The sequence below is a fragment of the Fangia hongkongensis FSC776 = DSM 21703 genome, assembly GCF_000379445.1.
Taxonomy (GTDB): Bacteria; Pseudomonadota; Gammaproteobacteria; order Francisellales; family Francisellaceae; genus Fangia; species Fangia hongkongensis.
This window is the reverse complement of the sequence record NZ_KB902240.1, coordinates 60,687-82,556: the sequence shown is the minus strand read 5'-3', so window position 1 is coordinate 82,556 and position 21,870 is coordinate 60,687. Positions and strand designations below refer to the sequence as shown.

Annotated in this window: 23 protein-coding genes; 8 read left to right on the top strand and 15 right to left on the bottom strand. The window is 38.7% G+C overall.

From position 1 onward, the window contains the following. Nucleotides 1-56: 56 nt before the first annotated feature. Nucleotides 57-1,991 (top strand): transglycosylase SLT domain-containing protein, encoded by a 1,935-nt coding sequence (locus A37Q_RS0101800; protein WP_018298554.1) that lies wholly within the window; start codon nucleotides 57-59, stop codon nucleotides 1,989-1,991. Between the two features lie 13 nt (nucleotides 1,992-2,004). Here the strand turns inward: A37Q_RS0101800 and A37Q_RS0101795 are convergent, their stop codons facing one another. The 6 genes from A37Q_RS0101795 to lptF all read right to left on the bottom strand — a co-directional run bounded on the left by A37Q_RS0101795 (nucleotide 2,005) and on the right by lptF (nucleotide 7,768). Then, a complete protein-coding gene (locus A37Q_RS0101795) occupies nucleotides 2,005-2,844 on the bottom strand; it encodes a GumC domain-containing protein (protein WP_018298553.1) in 840 nt (279 codons plus the stop codon). 12 nt (nucleotides 2,845-2,856) lie between these two features. Next, entirely contained in the window at nucleotides 2,857-4,221 is a 1,365-nt protein-coding gene (gene purB, locus A37Q_RS0101790; protein ID WP_018298552.1) for an adenylosuccinate lyase, read from the bottom strand. A gap of 69 nt (nucleotides 4,222-4,290) precedes the next feature. After that, nucleotides 4,291-4,959, bottom strand: a complete 669-nt coding sequence (locus A37Q_RS0101785) for a trimeric intracellular cation channel family protein (RefSeq protein ID WP_018298551.1) — start codon at nucleotides 4,957-4,959, stop codon at nucleotides 4,291-4,293. Nucleotides 4,960-5,034: 75 nt separating this feature from the next. Further along, a complete protein-coding gene (gene rsmD, locus A37Q_RS14365) occupies nucleotides 5,035-5,610 on the bottom strand; it encodes a 16S rRNA (guanine(966)-N(2))-methyltransferase RsmD (protein ID WP_018298550.1) in 576 nt (191 codons plus the stop codon). An 8-nt stretch (nucleotides 5,611-5,618) separates the two neighbouring features. Beyond that, on the bottom strand, nucleotides 5,619-6,689 hold the full coding sequence (gene lptG, locus A37Q_RS0101775) for an LPS export ABC transporter permease LptG (RefSeq protein WP_018298549.1): 1,071 nt from the start codon (nucleotides 6,687-6,689) through the stop codon (nucleotides 5,619-5,621). Then, complete coding sequence (gene lptF / locus A37Q_RS0101770; RefSeq protein WP_018298548.1) at nucleotides 6,686-7,768, bottom strand: LPS export ABC transporter permease LptF; 1,083 nt, start codon at nucleotides 7,766-7,768, stop codon at nucleotides 6,686-6,688. Before lptF ends, lptG begins: the two co-directional genes overlap by 4 nt. Before the next feature lie 374 nt (nucleotides 7,769-8,142). Between lptF and aroK the strand changes: the two genes are divergently transcribed. Together aroK and aroB are read left to right on the top strand one after the other, a co-directional pair. After that, a complete protein-coding gene (aroK, locus tag A37Q_RS0101765) occupies nucleotides 8,143-8,667 on the top strand; it encodes a shikimate kinase AroK (protein WP_018298547.1) in 525 nt (174 codons plus the stop codon). Next, nucleotides 8,664-9,758 carry a 3-dehydroquinate synthase gene (gene aroB / locus A37Q_RS0101760; RefSeq protein WP_026196455.1) on the top strand — a complete coding sequence of 365 codons (1,095 nt, stop codon included), beginning with the start codon at nucleotides 8,664-8,666 and terminating at the stop codon, nucleotides 9,756-9,758. The genes aroK and aroB overlap by 4 nt, the downstream gene beginning before the upstream one ends. Here the strand turns inward: aroB and A37Q_RS14360 are convergent. Together A37Q_RS14360 and gnd are read right to left on the bottom strand one after the other, a co-directional pair. Then, nucleotides 9,755-10,468, bottom strand: coding sequence for a YiiX/YebB-like N1pC/P60 family cysteine hydrolase (locus A37Q_RS14360; RefSeq protein WP_018298545.1), 714 nt, complete (start codon nucleotides 10,466-10,468; stop codon nucleotides 9,755-9,757). The genes aroB and A37Q_RS14360 overlap by 4 nt on opposite strands. Continuing rightward, nucleotides 10,461-11,924 (bottom strand): decarboxylating NADP(+)-dependent phosphogluconate dehydrogenase, encoded by a 1,464-nt coding sequence (gene gnd / locus A37Q_RS0101750; protein WP_018298544.1) that lies wholly within the window; start codon nucleotides 11,922-11,924, stop codon nucleotides 10,461-10,463. The genes A37Q_RS14360 and gnd overlap by 8 nt, the downstream gene beginning before the upstream one ends. A 319-nt stretch (nucleotides 11,925-12,243) precedes the next feature. Here gnd and A37Q_RS0101740 point away from each other — a divergent pair, with 319 nt between their 5' ends. Next, a complete protein-coding gene (locus A37Q_RS0101740) occupies nucleotides 12,244-13,788 on the top strand; it encodes a hypothetical protein (RefSeq protein ID WP_018298542.1) in 1,545 nt (514 codons plus the stop codon). A 3-nt stretch (nucleotides 13,789-13,791) separates the two neighbouring features. Here A37Q_RS0101740 and metK read toward each other — a convergent pair whose 3' ends face one another. The 5 genes from metK to rplM form a co-directional block, all read right to left on the bottom strand. Further along, a complete protein-coding gene (metK, locus tag A37Q_RS0101735; protein ID WP_018298541.1) occupies nucleotides 13,792-14,946 on the bottom strand; it encodes a methionine adenosyltransferase in 1,155 nt (384 codons plus the stop codon). 170 nt (nucleotides 14,947-15,116) lie between these two features. Next, nucleotides 15,117-15,518, bottom strand: coding sequence for a ClpXP protease specificity-enhancing factor SspB (locus A37Q_RS0101730; RefSeq protein WP_018298540.1), 402 nt, complete (start codon nucleotides 15,516-15,518; stop codon nucleotides 15,117-15,119). Between the two features lie 12 nt (nucleotides 15,519-15,530). Continuing rightward, nucleotides 15,531-16,136, bottom strand: coding sequence for a glutathione S-transferase N-terminal domain-containing protein (locus A37Q_RS0101725; protein ID WP_018298539.1), 606 nt, complete (start codon nucleotides 16,134-16,136; stop codon nucleotides 15,531-15,533). 224 nt (nucleotides 16,137-16,360) lie between these two features. Continuing rightward, a complete protein-coding gene (rpsI, locus tag A37Q_RS0101720; protein ID WP_018298538.1) occupies nucleotides 16,361-16,753 on the bottom strand; it encodes a 30S ribosomal protein S9 in 393 nt (130 codons plus the stop codon). Nucleotides 16,754-16,767: 14 nt separating this feature from the next. After that, entirely contained in the window at nucleotides 16,768-17,196 is a 429-nt protein-coding gene (rplM, locus tag A37Q_RS0101715) for a 50S ribosomal protein L13 (protein ID WP_018298537.1), read from the bottom strand. Nucleotides 17,197-17,497: 301 nt separating this feature from the next. Between rplM and A37Q_RS0101710 the strand changes: the two genes are divergently transcribed. Next, nucleotides 17,498-18,166 (top strand): HAD-IB family phosphatase, encoded by a 669-nt coding sequence (locus A37Q_RS0101710; protein ID WP_018298536.1) that lies wholly within the window; start codon nucleotides 17,498-17,500, stop codon nucleotides 18,164-18,166. Here A37Q_RS0101710 and A37Q_RS0101705 read toward each other — a convergent pair. Continuing rightward, entirely contained in the window at nucleotides 18,143-19,177 is a 1,035-nt protein-coding gene (locus A37Q_RS0101705; protein ID WP_018298535.1) for a DUF475 domain-containing protein, read from the bottom strand. The genes A37Q_RS0101710 and A37Q_RS0101705 overlap by 24 nt on opposite strands. A 2-nt stretch (nucleotides 19,178-19,179) precedes the next feature. Next, entirely contained in the window at nucleotides 19,180-19,752 is a 573-nt protein-coding gene (locus tag A37Q_RS0101700; RefSeq protein WP_018298534.1) for a UbiX family flavin prenyltransferase, read from the bottom strand. Nucleotides 19,753-19,859: 107 nt separating this feature from the next. Here A37Q_RS0101700 and A37Q_RS0101695 point away from each other — a divergent pair, with 107 nt between their 5' ends. From A37Q_RS0101695 to pheA, 3 genes are read left to right on the top strand one after another with little or no spacing between them, the layout of a single operon-like run. Continuing rightward, on the top strand, nucleotides 19,860-20,309 hold the full coding sequence (locus tag A37Q_RS0101695) for a DUF3301 domain-containing protein (RefSeq protein ID WP_018298533.1): 450 nt from the start codon (nucleotides 19,860-19,862) through the stop codon (nucleotides 20,307-20,309). After that, on the top strand, nucleotides 20,309-21,028 hold the full coding sequence (locus A37Q_RS0101690) for a glutathione S-transferase family protein (protein WP_018298532.1): 720 nt from the start codon (nucleotides 20,309-20,311) through the stop codon (nucleotides 21,026-21,028). Before A37Q_RS0101695 ends, A37Q_RS0101690 begins: the two co-directional genes overlap by 1 nt. After that, nucleotides 21,028-21,864, top strand: a complete 837-nt coding sequence (gene pheA / locus A37Q_RS0101685) for a prephenate dehydratase (RefSeq protein WP_018298531.1) — start codon at nucleotides 21,028-21,030, stop codon at nucleotides 21,862-21,864. Before A37Q_RS0101690 ends, pheA begins: the two co-directional genes overlap by 1 nt. Nucleotides 21,865-21,870: the final 6 nt, after the last annotated feature.

The window sequence follows — 21,870 nt, the reverse complement described above, 5'->3', positions numbered from 1 at the left end:
TTCACCATATTTCCCATTAAATATTTGTGAAATAATGTAAAAGTGGCGTAATTAGAATGAAACTCTCTCACATTAAAAAGCTTTGCTTGGGTGCAATCTTTATTTTGCCAGTCAATTATGCGCTGGCTATGAGTCAAACTGATGCTGATAATTTCCAAAAAGCAGAAGTGTTATTAAATAAAAATGATATGAAAGCGTACTATCAACTGAAAGCAAAGTTGAGTGATACAGCGCTTTATTCTTACTTGCAATATCAAGAGATTACAAAAGATATTAGTCAGTTTGATACAAAAACAATTGATCGATATTTAAAAGACAACACAGGAAGTTATTGGGCTTATTTGCTAAAACAAAAGCTTGCGCTTTATTATGCACAAAAAGAAAATTGGCAGAACTTTGAGAAATACTATGAAGGGAATTTAGGTGTTTCTGGCCAGTGTTATAATTTGCAAGCAAAATATGTTTTAAACCAACGCCAGAGGGCTTTAAATGAATTCACCACGCTTTGGTTATCTAGAGTCTCACTGCCAAGTGCCTGTGATCGTTTTGAGAAAATTTGGTTAAATGAGAAGACACTTTCAGAGGCTGAAATTCGCCAGAAGGCTTTTTCACTTGCGGGGGCAGGCAAGTTGACAGAGGCATTGTATTGGATTAAAAAAACAAATGATAAAACAAGAATACGCTTTTATACACTGTGGCAAAATGCCAATAAAAATCCAAAGAAATACCTTGATGACTTTACAGCAAGTTTTCACAAGTTCTCTGGTTTTAATAGTGCCTTTTTATCTATCATGGATAACCTCTCACGCGCAGATAGTTATTACACGATAGAGTTTTGGCAAAGCTTTAAACAAAAAAAGCTACTGTCAAAGCGCATCATTAACCTTGTTGAAGCTGAAATTGCCATTGATTTAGCGCGTGCACACAATAAGCTTGCAATTAAATGGCTAGCTAAGATTGATAATCAATATGCCTCAACACTGCTCTGGCAATGGCGTTTTAGAACAGCGCTTTATTGGAGTAATTATGCTGACTATTTAGCATATTCTCAAAAGGCGCCAGTCACTTTGAAAAACAAAACCGAATGGCAATATTGGCAAGCAAGAGCAAATCAAAAGCTTGGCAAAATGGATGCAGCAAAGCCAGTGTTTGAAAAGCTTGCTGCTGAGAGAAGTTACTATGGCTTTTTGTCGGCAGATATTCTCAAAAAACCATATACGTTTAATGATAAAATGATTGAGGTGAGTAGTAGCGCACTTGCTAAGTTAGAGAAAAATAGTGCCATTCAAGCTGCTTTTGATTTGTATCAATTAAAGGACTATCAACTTTCCTATAATTTATGGCGCTTTGAACTTAAGGGTAAATCAAATAGCGATATACTAGCAGCAGCCAAGCTTGCTGAAAATCAAAAAATCTATCAGCTTTCTGTGTATGCATATGCCAATGGTGGGGCAGGAAATGATTTAACAGTGAGATTTCCGGTTGCCTTTCAAAGTGAGGTAAAAGCAGCATCAAAACGCTTTCATTTAGATGAATCACTTATCTATGCGATTATGCGAAAAGAGTCAATGTATCGCATTAAAGCACGCTCTTATGTTGGTGCAGGTGGTTTAATGCAATTAATGCCCACAACGGCTAAATTTCTATCAGATAAATATAAGCTGAATATCAATATGAATGAGTGGTTGAATCCAAATGCAAGTATTATGCTTGGCGCGGCGAATTTAAATTTCATGGATAAACTTTTTAGTGATAATAAAGTTTTAGGCGTTACCTCATACAATGCAGGGCAGGGTAATGTGGCAAATTGGTTGACAAATTACCCAATGGATGGTGATCAGTGGATAGAAACCATCCCATTTGGTGAGACAAGAAATTATGCCAAATTGGTTTTTGCTTATATGACTATTTATGAAAGTGAAATTTTAAACAACAAAAAGTTTAGACTCTCTAGTGTGATAACACAAGTCTCTAAAAAAGATAAGAGTTAGCCGTATTTAAGTATTATTTACTCAGCTTTGATTTGACTTCTGTTTTTGTATTACTAATAAATTCGATGACAAAAATAATAGCTGTTGCAAGAATTAACGATAAGATTACCCCTAAAATCGCGATAACTGCTGAGGTAAGTCCCTGTGGTTTTAGAGATCTCAGTGGTGTTTCTAGAATATAAGGTGCTGTATTAAGTGATTGCAGCTGAGATTTATAGCGTTGGATATTCGTATTATTATTAAAGACGCGGTCTTGATAGGCAATCACTGTCTGTGAAAGATTATTTAACAAGGCTTGTCCATTTACGCTGCCAATATCATTGCTTTGAGTTAAGCGCTTAAGAGAGTCTTGTAAGTTTTTCTCATTTCTTTGATAGTACAAATTTTGCTTTTCCAAAAGGCTAATATTGTACTTTACATTCTTACTCCAGTTATTAATTTGCATATTATAATCAGCTGAGTTAGCAACAAATTGAACAAAGTTGTCAATAAGGGCATCAACTGCCTGTTTTTGCTTTTCTTTAGCAGTCACTTTCAAACTTAAGGTGTCAGAGTCGAGAGTCAACTGATCAATCAGCGCTGCTTTTGGGTTTTTTAATTTATATTGGTGGAGATAAAGTTGAATCAGTGCTGTGAAATTACTATCACTGATAATATATTGCATTTGACCATTACTTAAATAGCTAGGGCCTTTAATTAAAGCGCTGTAGGCATAATTATCTTTATGTAAGGCGCCATAAATAATGCTAAAGAGGCTGCCTAAAATAAAAATAGTGAGCCATAGTTTTATGCGTTTGATCAAAACAATCAGCAAGTCACTGATGCTGATAACATCATTTTGAGTACTTTCCATTATAGTTGTTTCCTATTTGTTGAGCTTTGTCAGTTTCTCTGCAATGCCAATATAATTGGCAGGGGTCATTGATTTTAGATCTGTTTTAACTTCATTGGTTAATTCTAAGCTATCAATAAACTGAGATAAATCTTGAAGTGTGATACGTTTGCCTCGTGTGAGGGATTTCAGTTTCTCATAAGGTGCATCAATGCCATAGCGGCGCATAACCGTTTGTATAGCTTCGCCTAATACTTCAACATTATCTTTTAAATCCGCTAAAATAGGATCGCGGTTAAGCTCAAGCTTAGAGATCCCCTTTAATAATGACTGATAAGCAATAAGGCCATAAGCAAGTGCGCTGCCAATATTTCTAAGTACGGTTGAATCAGTTAGATCGCGCTGCCATCTAGAGATAGGAAGCTTTTCTGCTAGGTGTTGTAATAATGCATTGGCAAGACCCAAATTACCTTCGGCATTTTCAAAATCAATAGGGTTGACTTTATGTGGCATCGTTGAAGAGCCAATTTCGCCAGCGATCGTCTTTTGTTTGAAATAATTAACTGAAATATAGCTCCAAATATCACGGCTAAAATCAATTAAAATCGTATTGGTTCTGCTAAGAATGTGAAAACACTCAGCAATATAATCATGTGGTTCAATCTGAGTGGTCAATGGGTTGTAACTTAGTCCCAAAGACTCAACAAAACGTTTAGAAATATCCGCCCAGTCAAGCTCTGGGTAAGCAGCCATATGTGCATTAAAATTGCCTACAGCGCCATTTAGTTTGCCTAAATACTCAAAAGATTGAAGCTGTTTGAGTTGGCGCTTTATACGAAAAGCAACATTAGCCATTTCTTTTCCAAGTGTGGTTGGTGAAGCAGGTTGCCCATGTGTCCGTGATAGCATCGGCTGATCTTTATAATCATGCGCAAGCTTTGAAATAGTCTCATAGATATGATGTATTTCAGGTGAAATCACTTCATCTACTGCATTTTTAAGCATCAAGGCGTAGGAGAGGTTGTTAATATCCTCAGATGTGCAGGCAAAATGCACAAATTCACTCACCTGAGCAAGTTCACTATTGCCACTTATTTTATTTTTAATGAAATACTCAATGGCTTTCACATCATGGTTAGTCGTTTTTTCAATTTCTTTAACGGCTAGGGCATCTTCTTCATTAAAGTTATGAATCACTTCATCCAAAAGTGTATTCGCCGTTGCAGAGAAAACAGGAATTTCACTAATACCTGCTTCTTGAGAGAGGTGTTTTAACCATTTTATTTCAACAAGTGTACGAAAACGAATAAGGCCATATTCGCTCAAATAAGGACGGAGTTTGTCTACTTTATTGCCATAGCGACCATCAACAGGTGACAGCGATAAAACATCATGCATGTGAGGTTAGTTTATCCAATATTAAAGTGGCATTGATTGTAACAAAAATGTGAATAAATGGGAGGGCTGTTAAGTAAAATATTTAATTTTAGGCAAATGCCAATTTTTGAAAATAGCCAATAAACGAAGCGTAAAGCCGATAATCACAATAATAAGGGCAGTTAAAAGATTATCGATATGATAATACATCGTTAAAGTATGTAAAATGCCAACAATAGCGGCAACGATGGCATAGAGTTCAGCTTGAAACACAAGTGGGACATCATTGCATAATATATCTCGTAATACGCCACCTGAGATGCCGGTAATAATGGCCATAATCATCGCAATAATAATGGTTCCAATCAGTTGAAAATTCTGGCTGTAAGCACTGTGAATTGCTATTTGATAGCCAATGTCACTACCAATATAAGCAAAAGTAACAAGCCCTAATGCATCTACAATTAAAAACAGTTTATGAAGGCGAACCACATGTTGAACAATCAGCATTGCGACGACTGAAGCAATAAAAGTGACAATGATATACTCCGGATGAGCAACCCAAGTCAGCGGGTAATAGCCAAGTAACACATCGCGTACCGTCCCACCACCTAATGCTGTAATAGTTGCAATGGTGATCACACCAAACACATCCATATTTTTCCTGCCGGCAGAGATTGTTCCGGTAATGCTTTCAGCAGCGATGCCGATAACATAGAGAATGGTAAATACCATAACTTTATTGGCCAGAATATCCATGGGGTTGCTTCTTCGTAATTAAATGGTGTTCAGAATTTGCGTATATTAGCGGATTTTATTTATAAGGCAAAGCTTTTAATTCTTATGAATTAAGGCAAAAAATACATTACTGGTCGAAGCGGATTTATAGGCAGTAAATTGCGCAAGGATTGGAGGGGTGCTTTCTTTAGCGCACTCAATATAAATAAGTGTGCTACTGTCAACGTTCTGATTCTTTAAAATAATATCTAATGCTGCCTCAAGTATATTTCCAGCAAATGGCGGATCCAAGAAAATAAGATTATAGTTAACATCACTAGCCAATATGCTTAGTGCATCAGTTTGTGTGATTTTTACGTTATTAATATTAAGTCTGAGGCAGTTTTCTTTAAGTGTATGGATGGCATGTTTATTTTTCTCGACAAAGTGACAGGATTTTGCGCCACGCGAGAGTGCTTCTAATCCAAGTGCGCCGCTACCAGCAAACGCATCGAGACATTTAGCATCAATAACGCTGCCCATTAGCCAATTAAATAGTGTTTCTCGCACACGATCTTGTGTTGGTCTTAAGCCTTCGATCTGATTAGGGAAAATGCATTTTCTTGCTTTAAACTTGCCAGCAATAATGCGAAGAGTGCGATAACCATTAGGGTTTTTAACTTGCTTTTTCATTTGAATCGCTATTCTTTCATTTTCCAAAATAAAAAAGCCAACAATATCAAGAAGATAAAACTTGGTATCGCAGCGCCTAAAAACGCTGGGAGGTTGTATACAAGGCTAAAGGGACCAAAGGTTTGGTTGATAATATAGAATGAAAAGCCAAATAGCATGCCAAGAACAAGTTTATAACCCATGGCGCTGGAGCGCTGTGATCCAAGAGAGAATGGAACGGAAATAAGCATGAGAATCAAAAGTGAAAGAGGCTGAAAGAACATTTGCCAAAACTTAAGCCAGATTCGATTGGCGCTTTGCGATTCTTCTTTATTTGCTTTTATATAGTCAACGAGCTCATTTAAATTAAGATAATCTGTATTAGAGGTGATAATTTTTAAAAGTGAAGGCGGTAAAAGGTTATTCCAGATATCTTGAGCTTTATGTTCGGTAGATGCACTTTGTTGATTGATTTTAGTTATATTCACATCTTGAACATGCCATTGTTTGCCTTTGTACTCAGCATTTTTTCCAAATGACACGGCATCAAGCTCATTATTACTGACCTCAAAACGTGTGATATTGCGTAATTGTCCATTGGGTTCATTTTTGCCAACATGGATAAATGAGTTTCCTTCACGTACCCAGATAGATTGTGTGTCATAGAGGACAAGCGCTTGATTGCCGCCTGTGGCAAGTGTTTTGTTCACAGCGGCTTTTTTCTGGAAATACGGTGCGATATAGGCGCCCATCAAAAAAGTTAAAAGCGCTAAAATTGAGGCTGCAAGCAACACCCCTTTTGCAATTTGGGCAATAGACTGGCCTGAGGCGCGCATGACAATCAGCTCACTATTATGTGCTAGCAGTCCAAGTCCCATCATTCCACCTAAAAGAGCACAGACCGGCATGATCAGATAAATATTTGCTGGTGCATCATATAGCACAAATAAAAAAGCATCTAGTGCGCTATAGTTTCCCTGACCAATATCACCAGCTTGGTTGATATAAGTAAAAATAAAAAAAATCGCGGTTAACGCCAAAATCATAATAAATGAGGTGTAAAGAACCGTTGAGGCGACATAGAGAGTAAGTTTTCTCATAGTGCTTTAACCTCTTTGTATCTATTTTTTCCATTGTAGCGCTTGAGAATAACAAGCATCACTCCACCAAAGAGTATATGCACCCACCAAATGCCGATCCAGGTTGGAACTGTTCCATTTGCGAGCCATGTTTTTGATAGTGATATGAAGTTGAAGTAGATAATAAAAATTAAAATCGCAGGAATAATTTTACTATAGCGATTTTGTCTTGGGCGCATCCTGCAAAGGGCAAGGGCAATGAGTGTGGAGATTAAAATTGCAATCGGAAAGCTCAATCGCCATTGCAGCTCTGCTTTATATTGTAAATCATTTGAGCCAATTAACTGACTGGTTGGCACAGAGTCAATGGAGCTGTTGTTTCCTAGGGTTACCTTGCCAGAGAGAAATTGGGTGGCTTTTGTAAACTTACCTTTTTGGACAACAATATTACCGGGGGTGACATCATAATAATGTCCATTTTCAAGTACAAGATACTGATTGCCATCAGTCTGTGTTTCAGCATAACCTGTAGGAGCAGTAATAATAGTACTTCGATTATCTGGGCGCTTTTGATAAATGAAAATATCATGCATATCACCATCACGATCAGTCGATTTTGTATAGACCACTTGCTTCCCATCATTAAAGGGGATGATTTTTCCGGGTTGAATAAAGCTAATCAGTGAGTTCTTGGTTGTCGTTTTTTGCACAAGGAAGTAGCTTTGATCCATTTTGGGAAGAATAAATAGGGTCAGAATAAGCTCAATAATAAAAAGCGACAATGCCGGGATCATAATGATTTTTAATAATCGAAACCAGCTGGTACCACAAGCAAATGCGACAAATAGCTCATTGTTAGCAAAAAGTTTGCCATATACCAGTAAGATGGCAAAAAAGAAGCTAATTGGTAACAGATAAGCAATATACTTGGGCAGCATCACAGCAATCATCTTAAAAATAGCATCGGCTTCGATATTTCCACCAGAGACAATGGAAAGATAACGAACAAACATGTTGCTAATGACAATTAATAGCAATATGAAAATGATGGCGGTTGTCATATTGACAAGTTCGCGATTTAAATAGCGTTGTAAAATCAACCGTGGTTACCCTAAGTTTATTAGCGCAATTTACTAACGTGCCTCTAACCTAAGAGGCGTTGGTATAAAGGCCAAGTTTTTGCTGATCGATGGGCTATCTAATCACTCGATCTTTGGTTACAATAACTTGGGCGCTGTTAAATTAATGCTCAACACAATATTGTACATTATTATCGTGGAAAAACAGCGTTTTTTGCAATCCTTTTTTAATGTATGGATTGGATGAGGATAATGTGTTTAAAAGCGGATAATACTTGCGAATAAAAGCATTTTTGTGTATTTTATGTGGGTTGCGAAAAATGGCTGTCCATTGATCGCCTATGGATATATGGGTCTGAATGTGTTTAATCCAAATTAAAGTAATGTAGAGAAATATGATCATAACACAAAATGTTTTTTTGATAGGTCCTGTAGGTGCTGGTAAAAGTACAATAGGGCGCCAGCTGTCAAATGAGCTGAAACTTGATTTTGTTGATTCAGATAGAGAAATTGAACAACGCTGTGGTGTTGATATAGACTGGATTTTTGATATCGAGGGAGAAGAAGGTTTTAGACGACGTGAGCAGGAAGTGCTAAGTGATTTAGCAAAAAGACAAGGGATTGTTTTAGCGACAGGCGGTGGGGCTATTTTGCTGCCAGAGAACCGTACTTTATTATCATCGCGTGGGAAGGTTGTGTATTTGCAAGCTTCTGTTGAGCAGCAGCTTGAAAGAACGGCAAAAGATAAAAAGCGTCCATTATTACAGGTTGATGATAAAGAAGCGCAGTTGAAAAAATTGATGGCAGAGCGTGAGCCTTTGTATCGTGAAATTGCAGATATTACAATTGAAACCAGCGAAACAACAGTACGTAATGTTGTGCAAAAAATAACAAACTTGCTAATGGAAGAGGCAGTTTGATGAAAAAAGTCTTGGTAAGCCCAAAGGGTAAGCCAAGTTATGAGGTCTTGATTGACGCTCAAATGGATTTTTCGCCGCTTATTCCTTTTATTGCTAAAAAGCAGGTTTTAGTGGTAACAAATGATACGGTGAAAACGCTTTTTTATGCAAAGATGGAAGCTGAGCTTTCTTCTCAAGCAAGTTCTTTTTTACTCTGTGAGCTTAAAGATGGTGAGCAATATAAAAGCCATGAATCATTAAATCAAATTTATCAAATATTACTTAAAAATAACTACACTCGTGAGTGTGTTTTAGTTGCACTTGGTGGTGGTGTTATTGGTGATATTACAGGTTTTGCAGCGGCAACCTACCTGCGAGGTGTGTCGGTCATTCAAGTCCCAACCACCTTATTATCTCAGGTAGACTCTTCAGTGGGTGGCAAAACGGCGATTAATCATCTCTTGGGGAAGAATATGATTGGCGCTTTTTTTCAGCCACAGCTGGTTTACACAGCAACAAATGTGCTTGATACGCTTTCTGATAGAGAGTATAGGGCAGGGCTTGCAGAAGTTGTGAAATATGGCTGTATTATTGATGGTGTGTTTTTTGATTATTTGGAAAAGCATGTTACAGAAATACGAGCTAAAGATCCTAGTGTGTTGAGTTATATCATTGCAAGAAGTTGTGCGCTTAAGGCTGAAGTAGTTAAAGCGGATGAGCTTGAAAAAACTGGCGTTCGTGCGCTTTTAAATTTGGGGCACACCTTTGGTCACGGTATTGAATGCTGTCAGAATTACACAGGATTAAGGCACGGCGAGGCCGTTGGTGTTGGAATGGTTATTGCTGCTAAATTCTCTTATCAGCTTGGGTTAGTGAATGCCGATGTGGTCAAAAGGATTAGCAATTTGCTGCAAGCGCTTTTAATCCCAGTTGAGATGCCAGAGGGCATTGATCAAGAAGCCTTTGTTGCAGCGATGCTAAGAGATAAGAAAAATGTCGATGGGAAGAATATCACATTTGTCTTACTCGGTGGCATTGGTCAAGCGCGTGTTGATAAAACGATCTCAATGGAGAAGCTTAAAATCTTCTTAGAGACAGAGGTGTTTGTTTAAACTTTTCTCATTTCGTTGCTGTAGCTATAGATAATATCAATTGCTTTGGATCGTGACATCATGCCTGGGTTTGTGCCTGATTTGCCTTCAGGGATGTGGGCTTTCTGTGTTTTAAAGTACTGAACCCACTCAGGCAGAAACTTTCCATTTTGTTTAAATGTCATTATATTGAGCTTGAAAATAGGCTTGCCGTTATTCGCAAGCATAAAAGCATCATAGATCAGCTCAGAGCAGTAGAATGCCTCAAATTGATTATCTGGATTAAAAGTTCGATTGTATGGTAGTCCTTGCCACTTAAGTGCGATCTTAATTGCCTTTGGGATAAGGTGCTGATATTGTGGTTTTAATCGGCCAACAAGCACACGAGCATTGCCACTTGGATCTCTCGAGCGAAGAAGAAATGTGCTAAGAGCTGTAAGATGAACCTCATCACCTATAGCTTCAATAACTTGTGGATTTTTCCCTGTGTTTACAATCATTGCAACATGAGAGATTTGGGTATTATGATAGCCATAAGTCACCGTAGTAATGGCATTACAGAGGGTGCCACAGTTAAGATCTTGAAATAATAAATCACCTTTTTGTGGCTCGTAGCTATAAGCTTGATTGCTAAGTATTAAAAAGATAATCGCAATGATGGCAGTAAGGCTAAAGTGAGATTTAGCTCGGCTTATTGTGCTTTGTAGGTGTGATAAAAGGCGTTTATACATTATAGCTTGAAGAGGAAACATTGCTATTTGAACCAATCCAGTCAGTATGGAAAAACTCGCCGCGTGGCCTATCTAGTCTTTCATAGGTATGTGCACCAAAGTAATCACGTTGTGCCTGAAGCAGATTTGCAGGTAATCGTTTTGTGCTAAAGCCATCAAAAAAGCTAACGGCAGAGGTAAGCGCAGGCATCGGCAGACCAAGCTCAATACTTTTAGCGGCAATCCTTCTTGCTGAAGGCAGCGCTTCGATAATAAGCGCTTTAAAATAGCCATCCAAGAGTAAATTAGTCAATTTAGGGTTGGCATCAAATGCTTTTTTAATATGCTCTAGAAATACACTTCTAATGATGCAACCTTCACGCCACATAAGTGCAATATCACCATAGTTAAGCGACCAATTATGGATGGTTGATGCCTCTTGCATTAGCATATAACCTTGTGCATAGGAGGTGATTTTTGCAAATAGAAGTGCTTTATTCAGATCATTTAGAATATTATCGTGATCTTTTGTATTTGCTTTAGCAATCTTGTGTGGATAGGATTCGCTTGCCTCTACTCTTAGCGATTTTTGTGCCGATATACAGCGTGCAAATACGCTCTCAGCAATTAAAGTTAATGGCACACCAAGCTCAAGTGCATTAATGCCAGTCCATTTTCCCGTTCCTTTTTGTCCCGCGGTGTCAAGTATTTGGTCTATTACATAATTTCCATCTTTGTCTTTAAAGGCAAAGATATTGGCAGTAATTTCAATTAAATAGCTATTAAGTTCAGTCTTATTCCAAGCCTTAAAAGTTGCGCTTAGATCATCATTACTTAAAGCCAAATGCTCTTTCATAAATTGATAGGCTTCAGAGATAATTTGCATATCACCATATTCAATGCCGTTATGAACCATTTTGACAAAGTGGCCCGCACCACCATTTCCAACCCATTCACAACATGCATCACCATTGGGTGTCTTTGCAGCGATCGCTTGAAAAATATCTTTAACATAAGGCCAAGCAGCGTGGGCGCCACCGGGCATTAAAGAAGGTCCAAAGCGTGCGCCTTCCTCTCCACCTGAAACGCCAGCACCAATATAATAGATGCCTTTTTTTTCAAGTGCATGTACGCGACGCTCAGTATCTGTATAGTTTGAGTTGCCACCATCTATAATAATATCGCCCTTGTCAAGGTATGGGATAATGCTGTCAATAAACTTATCAACAACACTTCCGGCTTTTACCATCAGCATGATTTTTCTTGGGCGCTCAAGTTGATCAACCATTTCTTGAATAGAGTGTGCGCCAACAATGTTTGTGCCTTTCGCGCTTGTATTTAAAAATTCATCTACTTTGCTGGTTGTGCGATTATAGGCAACCACTTTAAAGCCGTGATCATTCATATTTAAAATTAAATTTTGCCCCATGACTGCAAGGCCGACAACTGCAATATCCGCTTTTTTATCTGTACTCACGCACAATCTCCACTGTCTAGATTACTATTTTGATATATACCTATAAGCAATTAGCTGATTGATATATAAGATTGATAGGCTATTGTAATCATTTATTCAGTGAAGATAAAGCCACAATGTTTGAAGATAAAAATTCTTAATTTTCATTTGACTTCATTCGCGTTAGGTTATAGCCTCTTTGTGGCTTTGGCACCTGCTTTTATTATTGCTTTGAACAATGTAGGCGCTAAAGGTCTATGGCGTGATGGAAAAGCTATATGGATTTAGGATAAAAAGCCTATGTAATAAGGAAGTTTAATTCAGGATAGGGCTATGGATTATGAAAAAATGTTATATATTTCTCGATGGAACAGGAAGTAATATTAACTCGCAGCAAGAAGATGAGATTGGACGCGATGTTATTGCTGAATTATTTATCAATTGTAGGGCGATGGATGTCAAGCCGTTCTCTTTAGATTTGTTGGATAAAACAATGGCAGGTCTTGAGGGTAATGGCAGGGACTTGGCGTTGGAGCAGCTGGCAGATAGTGAGGCAGTAAAAGCCTATTTCCCAGGGCCTGGTGCGCCAAAATGTGAGTTTCAAGGACAAGTTTATGAGACACCTGGGATAAGAGATCGCAGTCAGTTTTCCGAGAAAATTTGGCGGGTCAATGCGCTTAATCAAATGGATGGCAGTGGTTGGTTGTATAATATGAGCTGTGCATTGACATTGTGCAGACTCCTTTATGATCAAGATAAGCAATTTGTTTTTTATATTTTTGGCTACTCAAGAGGAGCAATTACTGCTATTTCTCTTGCCTCTCATATGAATAGAGAGGGTTTTCCTGTCTACTATATGGCGCTTATTGACCCTGTTGCAGGTGGTGATGCTGCTAGAGTAAAAAACTTTGTAGATGATCTGTATCAGGTTGAGGCTATAGTCCCTTACAATATTACTGCGAATGTACGGCTGTGTGATATTTTTTATGCTTGTACAGAAAGACGAGCGGAGTTTGACTGTCAATTGCCAGTTTTTTACATGCAAGGTGAGTATCCAAAAGCGAAAAAACCGCTTTTGATTGATGATGCGGTGGAAGCGTATGCACACTTTTTATATGGAGATCATAAGCAGGTGGCGTATCGAAGAAGAAAGCATGAGGGTCGAACCTGTCAGGCAGCTATTGAAGTCTTTGGGATTATTTACAGTAGGGATGATGGCTTTAAAGAGGATGCTTTGCAATTACAATTGCAAGGAGAATATTACGAACCAGATTCTGTCAGTAAAATGTTTACCTATCAGCCAAGGGTTATTGCAAACTTATGGCGTTCTCAAGAAGGTGGGCGCTTTTGCTCTGTCAAGCTTAGTGCGAGTTATCAACAGGATGTGATTATTGTAAGACGTTTGCAACAAAAGCATGGCGTTTCTTCAGCGGTTGATGAAATGGCTGTGTATGGTGATCTAGTCAGCTTGATTGATTATATTAAACCCGGGGTGTTAAATTGGTATTCATCAGCCCCTTTTCGTTCGGATCGCAAAGGAAAATGGTTGGAGCGACTTAAGCATGATATTGCTTATGATTTAGAAGGGGGAGGCTGTGTTGCCTATGGTCCAATTTATAGTATTAATTATTTAAGGCGAATCGCCGCGGTTGCCTTGGTGGTAAGAGGGGGTGGAGAGCATACAAAAACAGGGAAAAAGCTCTTGGGTGCCTTAAATCGAGTGCCAAAATATAGAAAATATAAGCAAATGATTAAAAAGCAAATATATCTCACAAAGGAAGATCTTGCCTATGAGGATTTATTAACCTTTACACGCCTTGATTTAGTTGTGCTCAGTCAAGGTGATATGAAAGAGACAGTGTATAGTGGTAGTGAGTACCGCTAGGCTTTAAAGTGCAGTTTTTAATTTTTCTGCTTTATCTGTTTTTTCCCAGTTAAATTCAGCTTCTTCGCGCCCAAAGTGTCCATAACTTGCCGTTTTTTGGTAAATGGGTTGTAGTAAATCAAGCGATTTGGTTATGGCGTATGGTCGTAAATCAAACTCTTGGCGTACAAGAGCTGCAATTTCGCTGTCAGCTATTTTCCCTGTGCCAAAGCTATTAACCATAACCGAAGTGGGCTCAGCAATGCCAATGGCGTAAGAGACTTGAATCTCACATTTATCAGCAAGCCCTGCGGCGACAATGTTTTTGGCGATGTATCTCCCCATGTAGGCAGCTGAGCGATCAACCTTTGATGGATCTTTACCAGAAAATGCTCCGCCTCCATGATGCGCAGCACCGCCATAGGTGTCAACGATAATTTTTCTGCCAGTCAGTCCGCAATCCCCAACCGGACCGCCAATAACAAATTTGCCTGTGGGGTTAACAAAGTACTTTGTTTTATCAGATATCCAGCTTTGTGGCAGGGTCGGTAAGATAATCTCCTCAATAACCGCTTCTTGAATCTCTTTTTGTGTAATCTCCGGTGCATGTTGTGTTGAAATAACAACCGTATCAACGCCGATAGGTTTGCCATTTTGATAGCGAAGCGTAACTTGGCTTTTAGCATCGGGTCTGAGCCAAGAAAGTGTTTTGTTCTTTCTTAGGTGTGCTTGGCGCTCCATCAGCTTATGTGCATAATAGATGGCTGCAGGCATTAAACTCGGCGTTTCATTGGTAGCAAAGCCAAACATAATTCCCTGATCTCCCGCGCCTTGATCGAGAGGTTTTGATCTGTCAACGCCTTGTGCAATTTCAGGGGACTGTTTTCCAATGGCATTAATCACCGCGCAACAATTGCCATCAAAGCCAAGATCGTCTCGATCATAGCCAATACCAATAACAACATTTCGCACAATCTCTTCAATATCGACCCATGCACTTGTACTAATTTCGCCAGCAACCAATGCCATCCCTGTTTTAACCAGTGTTTCACAAGCAACTCGTGCATGCTTATCCTGAGTTAAAATAGCATCTAAGATAGCATCAGAGATTTGATCTGCAATTTTATCTGGGTGACCTTCAGAGACGGACTCTGAGGTGAATAGATATTCATTTGTCATAGTGTGTTCCTTTTGCATGTTACGCTAAAAGGTTTCTAGATGAAAAAATGAGACTTAGAAACGCTTTAGCGGTATTGTTTTATGTCGCTCGCAAGTTGTATTTAAATCAGCGACAGTTAAATTCTGATTGGTATGATACGTAAGTTATAATGAAATTGCAAATGAACTTTTTAAACGAGTCTTAAACCGTTATCTTTATCTGTATTACTTGGCGGGTTGATATCATCATCACTCTCGCCTTCATTAATGCTAAGGCCATATCCAAACTCTTTTGCATAAAGGCCCTGAGAAGTTTCGCCTGAATAGAGCTCCAACACAGCCTCCATTGGAATATTGATTGACATCATTTCTCCATTGAAAGTTGCATCAAAGGATATCTTGCTATTGTCGCAGTGAAAGTTATTCACAGCTTCAGGGGAGACATTTAACAAAATTTTTCCATCATCATCAATATGCTCTTTTGGTACCAATACATCTTCGTACTCAGTATCAACAAGCAAATAGGGTGTGAAGCTATGATCAACTAGCCAATCATAAGTGGCTTCAACAAGATAGGCGCGCAGCATGGACATAAAGTGCTCCTGTTACATTTTAATGCTTTTTCGAAAAGAAGGGCGGTTAAATATACGCGTTGCATATTTAATCAGTGGCATTGCTTTTTCTGGTAACTTGATATCAAGCTTTGGTAGATTGTATAAAATCACTGCCATTGAGCAATCCACAATACTAAAGTCTTCGCCGAGTAAATAAGGCTGGCGTTTTAGCGTTGGAAGCAAGGAGAAAAGCGCCTTTAAAAGCTCAATTTTATCCAGTTGCTTTTGTTCTTCATCTTCAGTGTTTAAGGCGCTGATAAGAAGTGGAATCCACTCGGCATCAATTTTCTTTGACAACATGCGTGCAGTGGCGCGCTCTAGTGGAAATACAGAAAGAAGTGGTGGGTAAGGGAAGCGTTCTTCAAGGTATTCGAAGATAATATCCGGCTCATAGACGATTAAATCTTTGGTCATCAGTGTCGGCACTTTGCCATATGGATTTAGCTCATAGAGCTCTTCCAGCTTATCTTCCTCATCTATATCGATAATATCTGCGGTAATATCCTTTTCTGCAAGAATGATTTTAATGCGGTGGCAAAATGGATCTGCTCCACTTGCATACAAAGTCATTGTTGAGCGTTTGTTTTGCGCTGACATTCGTTTTAAGTTACCCTAGTTAAGTGATTGAGACATTATATACGCATCAACACCTATTTTACAGCCTTTTCATCGGGCAATTTTTGTGAATAAATTCCAGTTTGAAATCGCCGTTATGGTGCGGTGTTATATAAAAGTGTTTGCTATTTTGATAGGTTTGCAAATAAAAAAAGCCCAACTTCCAAAGATAGATGAGCTTTTGTATTTTGTATTTGGCTTGAAAATTAACGTTTAGAGAACTGACGTCTTCTACGTGCTTTTCTAAGACCAACTTTCTTACGTTCAACTTCACGAGAATCACGTGTAACAAAGCCAGCTTTACGTAGTGCTGGTTTTAGTGTTTCGTCAAACTCAATAAGTGCGCGTGTAATGCCAAGACGAATTGCACCAGATTGACCAGTTGTTCCGCCGCCATGAACATTAATTTTAAAATCAAAGTTCTCAAGGTTTTCAGTCAACTCAAGTGGCTGTCTTACAACCATGCATGCTGTTTCGCGACCGAAATATTCATCTAATGGAAGTTTGTTTACAATAATTTGACCTGTGCCTTTTTTCATAAATACACGAGCAACAGAGCTCTTGCGGCGACCAGTTCCGTAATGATATGTTTGTGTCATTTTACCATCCTATCTTAAATTTCTAAAACTTGCGGTTGTTGTGCTGTGTGAGGGTGCGACTCACCTGCGTACACTTTTAGTTTTTTGTACATTGCGCGACCAAGCGGGTTTTTAGGCAACATGCCTTTCACTGCTTTTTCAATAGCACGCTCTGGATGGCTGGCAATTAATTTGTCAAAAGAAATTGATTTTATACCGCCAATATAACCTGTGTGGTGGTAGTACACTTTATCTTTTTGCTTGTTACCAGTGACAACAACTTTCTCCGCATTGATAACAACAACATAATCGCCTGTGTCAACACTTGGTGTGTATTCAGGTTTATGTTTTCCGCGTAAGCGTCTTGCAATTTCAGTAGCAAGACGGCCTAGAGTTTTGCCATTTGCATCGACCAAAAGCCATTCTCTTTGGACTTGGGCCTCTTTTGCACTAAACGTTTTCATCTTTTTTACCTTAGATTGTTTATTATTAACTACTCAGTTTTTGCAAATTCTTCCAAATAGACCTTATTTATCTTCTTAGCTCGCAAATAAATTAAGATATTTGTAAAATTAAGCGCGAAAATACTAACATAAAGTGCGTTTAAAAAGAAGCAGTAATTTTATGTTTTAATATGCCAGAGAAAGCTGATTAGCTAATTTTAGCACGCTTGTTTGAGATTGAGTGAAAAAATAAGTCTTATTTTATAGGGGTATCGGTTAGGATAGTACTATAGAACACGTTAGCTATATAAGAAAGAATACCATGCAATACCAAACAGTGATTTTTGATTTTGATTCAACCTTAATTCGTTTTGAGTCGCTTGAGGAGATCCTCTTGCCAATGATTGGTGTAGATAGCAAGAAAAAAGCCGCTATCCAATCTATTACTGAGCGAGCAATGAATGGTCAGATGTCATTTCAAGATGCACTTTTTGAGCGTTTAAATATTGCCTCTCCAACTAAAGCAAGCTTTGAGATGTTTTTAACACAATATTGCCCAAGTGCATTAACTAGCGGTATTGAAGCGTTGGTTAAAGTCTTGCAGGCTAATAATATAGCGGTTTATATTATTAGTGGCGGGTTTAAAGAAATTATTTTGCCCTTTGCTGAGTATTTACGTATTCCCAAAGAAAATGTCTATGCGGTTGAGCTTGAGTGGACAAATAGCGGTGCATTCAAACATTTGAACAATCAAAATGGTTTTGCTGAATCAAAGCTGGCTGGGGCGCAAAGAATTCAGCATCTGTTTTCAGATAAAAGTGTTATTGTTGGTGATGGATTTACTGACTATGAATTATACCATGTTGGTATTGTAAACGACTTCATTGCTTATACCGAGCACGCACAGCGTCAAAAAGTATTGGATGTGGCGCCTAAAGTTGCAGACTCTGTCTCGGTATTAGAAAGTCTATTGTTCGCCGGTGGGTATTAATGCATCTTTTTTATTGGCGCGAATAGAGTGGATAAAGGCAATGATAATAAGACCAATACCAATGGTGCCTGTCAGCCACTCTGGCACGTGGGCATAAATTTTAATAAACATAATAATCGCCAAAAAGCCAATGGCATAATGTGCTCCATGTTCAAGATAACGGAACTTGGAAAGGGTTTGATGCTCAACAAAAAAGATGGTTAAAGAGCGCACAAACATCGCGCCAATACCAAGACCAATCATAATAATAAAGATATTCGTTGAAATCGCAAAAGCGCCAATGACACCATCGAAGCTGAATGAGGCATCTAACACTTCAAGATAAATAAAGCCCATAAGACCATTTTGCATCACTTTCCCGGTCATGTTCCCACCGAAAAGGGAATTTAAAATGCCGAGTGCTTCATGAACCATAAGCCCCATTAAAAATGCCATAGCAAGGGTGCCTGCTTGGGCATCGCTTGCATAGTGTAGAACAGTGTAGCCAATAATAAGGGCAATGATAATATAACCACCCGGGTAGTTACGAAGGGCTGAGATAAAGCGGTTTTTCTCAATCGCGTGAAGCCAGTAAATCTCATGTTTCTCAGCGATGAAAAACTTCAAAAATACCATAATTAAAAAACCACCACCAAAGGCACAAATGGTTGGAAAACCAAGCTCAAGTGCACTTTGATAAGCATCTGGGTTATTGACAGCAAGTCTAAAGACATCCACAAAGGATAAAGAGGTCGTCACACTGACAAGTAAAATAGGGAAAATCAGGCGCATGCCAAAAACTGCGATAGGTAAGCCAATCCAGATAAAGATTTTCTGCCATTTTTTAGGCATTTTATTAAGCACCTTCGCATTAACAACAGCGTTATCAAAACTTAAAGAAACCTCTAAAAGTGCAAGCACGATAATTAAATAAAGCGCATAAATTTTATGCTCAGGCTCCAGCATAACTGCAGCGATAATCCCGATTATTGTTACAATAAATGAACTATAGAAGTATTTTAAATTTCTCATTCTTATGCTTTACCATCCCATTTTTTTAACTCAGGCAGTGATACCCCGAAAACATCGAGTGTACGATACACAAAATCTGCTATGATGTCATCGAGAGTTATGGGCTTGTGATAAAAAGCAGGCACAGGCGGCATAATAATTCCACCTGCTAGGGTGAGCTGTTTCATATTCTCGATATGAATCAAGTTAAATGGTGTCTCCCGCAAGCAAAGAATTAATTTTCTTCTTTCTTTTAAGACAACATCAGCTGCCCTTGTGATAAGCGACTCTCCAATGCCGTTGGCAATTTCCGCTAAGATTTTGACGGAGGCTGGAATCACAATCATCCCATCTGTTGGATAGGAGCCACTTGCGATGTTTGCACCAATATCAGCATTATTATAGGCATGCGTTGCAAGGGATTTGATGTCCTTTGAGCTATAGTCTGTTTCATAGCTTCGGGTGAGCTCTGCAGGTTTGGAGACAATTAAGTGTGTTTCAATGTTTTGCGCCTTTAATACCTTGAGCATGGTGACAGCATATTGAATGCCAGTTGCGCCGGTAATAGCGATGATGATTCGGTTGTGTTTTAACATAAAATAAATCTTTTTGTCAGTTGTCTCTAGGCAATTGCTATTATTTATTGCCATAATGCTTTGGGTTCAGAGTATAATGAAAAAAGGTTGATTGAGCAAAGAGTCTTATGAGTGTTACAGTTATTTTAATTATTGTTGCCATTATTACGGTTGTGCTGATTTGGCGCTCGATGATGCGTGCGCGTGAAATGGCTGTTGCTATGGCAATTAAAACGTGTAAAAAATGGGATGCGCAGCTTTTGGATGATACGGTGTGTCTGGTTAAGATGAAATTTTCACGTTCAGAAGATGTTGGCAGCATGTGTCTTTATCGCGAGTATGCATTTGAATATAGTTATGATGGCGTTCTACGCCATCGTGCTTTTATGCAATTTAACGGACTTCGTTTTATTCGTACGATTAGTGATGATAAATCTATTCTCCCAGATGCATTAAATGCGCCAGTTGAGAAAACACCAAAAGCGGATAATCTTGATGGTGGAAATATCATTGATCTTAATAGCTATCGAAAGGCTGCTAATGGACATAAAACAAAAGAAGAAAAAAAGGATGAGTGATGATCGAGTTATATCAATTTCCTCCCATGTATAATCTCCCTAACGCCAGTCCATTTTGCATGAAGCTTGAAAGCTATTTGCGTGCACAAAAAATTGAGTATAAAAATCACTACAGTGTTGATACGAGACACTCGCCCACTAAAAAGCTTCCCTTTATGCGTGAGAATGGAAAAATCTACTCAGATAGTGGGCGTATTATCGAGCGGCTTGAAGCTGAAAGTCAAACGCCAATGCAAGCTCGATTAACTGCTCGAGAAAAAGCAATAACCCTTGGCTTTATAAGGCTGTGTGAAGAGCATTTATATTGGGTGCTTGTTTATACACGCTGGGTGGATTTAGAGGGGAATAACACGTGGAAGGAAGATTTACAAAAAGGTGCTAAGGTGCCTGGATTTATCTTTAAAGTGATTTATAAGGCGCTACAACGCACAGTCCTAAAGCAGTTAGATGGCCAAGGGCTTGGGCGCCATGAAAAAGAGGCAATCTATTTGCTTGCTGATCAGGATCTACAAGCATTATCAGATTTTTTAGGGGAAAGACACTATTTCTTTGGTGATAGGGCAACGCTTTTGGATCATGCGCTTTATGCTGTAACGAGTTCTATTTACCACACACCATGGGATAGTCGGCTTAAAGCTATTGCGCTTCAGTATGAAAACTTAAATGAGCATAGTAAAAGGATGCTCAGTATATTTTTTAGTAAGGGGGATGATAATTAATGTTAAAGGTTTCTTTTCAAGGAGAGCATGGGGCATATTCTGAGCAGGCAATAAAGCAGTATTTTGTCGATAAGAAGATACAATCAGTTCCCTCTAAGTCGTTCTCTGAGGCTTTAAATCATGTAGCTGAGAAGACTGTTGAATATGTAATGCTTCCTATTGAAAACTCGGTGGCAGGGAGCGTGATTCCTGCTTATGATGAGCTATTAAAACATAATCTTCGTATTCAACAAGAAGTGACACTGAAAGTTGAGCATTGCTTAATGGCAAATAAAGGTGTGGATATTAGTGATATAGAGCTTGTGCGCTCACATCCTCAAGCATTATCTCAATGTGAGGCAAATATAAAGCGAATGGGGCTTGAGCCAAAATCATTTGTCGATACAGCAGGAGCCGCTAAATATATCGCTGAGAAAAAGACACACAATCAGGCAGCGATTGCAAGCGAGCTTGCAGCCAAAACTTATGAGCTTGATGTGTTATCTTATCACTTTGAAGATGAGTCATTCAATCATACACGCTTTTTTCTTTTAGGGCGAAAATCACAGCAGATGCCATTTGATAAGGCGCTTAAATATAAAACATCGATTGTTTTTGCGACTTTAGATAAGCCTCATGCATTGGTGGATGTGTTATTATGCCTATCAGATAACGGCATTAATATGACTAAGATCGAATCAAGACCTTCTCGGTTGAAAGCATGGGATTGTACGTTCTTTTTGGACTTTGAAGGGCATGAAGATGATGAAAATGTGCAAAAGGCGTTATTGAATATTTTAAAAAGAACCTCTTATTTGAAGCTCCTTGGCAGTTATCAAAGTCAACTGCTGTTTTAAATTCAC

Coding starts and splice junctions, on each gene's coding strand:
- A37Q_RS0101800 (WP_018298554.1), top strand. CDS start 57: ATGAAACTCTCTCACATTAAAAAGCTTTGCTTGGGTGCAATCTTTATT.
- A37Q_RS0101795 (WP_018298553.1), bottom strand. CDS start 2,844: ATGGAAAGTACTCAAAATGATGTTATCAGCATCAGTGACTTGCTGATT.
- purB (WP_018298552.1), bottom strand. CDS start 4,221: ATGCATGATGTTTTATCGCTGTCACCTGTTGATGGTCGCTATGGCAAT.
- A37Q_RS0101785 (WP_018298551.1), bottom strand. CDS start 4,959: ATGGATATTCTGGCCAATAAAGTTATGGTATTTACCATTCTCTATGTT.
- rsmD (WP_018298550.1), bottom strand. CDS start 5,610: ATGAAAAAGCAAGTTAAAAACCCTAATGGTTATCGCACTCTTCGCATT.
- lptG (WP_018298549.1), bottom strand. CDS start 6,689: ATGAGAAAACTTACTCTCTATGTCGCCTCAACGGTTCTTTACACCTCA.
- aroK (WP_018298547.1), top strand. CDS start 8,143: ATGATCATAACACAAAATGTTTTTTTGATAGGTCCTGTAGGTGCTGGT.
- A37Q_RS14360 (WP_018298545.1), bottom strand. CDS start 10,468: ATGTATAAACGCCTTTTATCACACCTACAAAGCACAATAAGCCGAGCT.
- A37Q_RS0101740 (WP_018298542.1), top strand. CDS start 12,244: ATGAAAAAATGTTATATATTTCTCGATGGAACAGGAAGTAATATTAAC.
- metK (WP_018298541.1), bottom strand. CDS start 14,946: ATGACAAATGAATATCTATTCACCTCAGAGTCCGTCTCTGAAGGTCAC.
- A37Q_RS0101730 (WP_018298540.1), bottom strand. CDS start 15,518: ATGTCCATGCTGCGCGCCTATCTTGTTGAAGCCACTTATGATTGGCTA.
- A37Q_RS0101725 (WP_018298539.1), bottom strand. CDS start 16,136: ATGTCAGCGCAAAACAAACGCTCAACAATGACTTTGTATGCAAGTGGA.
- rpsI (WP_018298538.1), bottom strand. CDS start 16,753: ATGACACAAACATATCATTACGGAACTGGTCGCCGCAAGAGCTCTGTT.
- rplM (WP_018298537.1), bottom strand. CDS start 17,196: ATGAAAACGTTTAGTGCAAAAGAGGCCCAAGTCCAAAGAGAATGGCTT.
- A37Q_RS0101710 (WP_018298536.1), top strand. CDS start 17,498: ATGCAATACCAAACAGTGATTTTTGATTTTGATTCAACCTTAATTCGT.
- A37Q_RS0101705 (WP_018298535.1), bottom strand. CDS start 19,177: ATGAGAAATTTAAAATACTTCTATAGTTCATTTATTGTAACAATAATC.
- A37Q_RS0101700 (WP_018298534.1), bottom strand. CDS start 19,752: ATGTTAAAACACAACCGAATCATCATCGCTATTACCGGCGCAACTGGC.
- A37Q_RS0101695 (WP_018298533.1), top strand. CDS start 19,860: ATGAGTGTTACAGTTATTTTAATTATTGTTGCCATTATTACGGTTGTG.
- A37Q_RS0101690 (WP_018298532.1), top strand. CDS start 20,309: ATGATCGAGTTATATCAATTTCCTCCCATGTATAATCTCCCTAACGCC.
- pheA (WP_018298531.1), top strand. CDS start 21,028: ATGTTAAAGGTTTCTTTTCAAGGAGAGCATGGGGCATATTCTGAGCAG.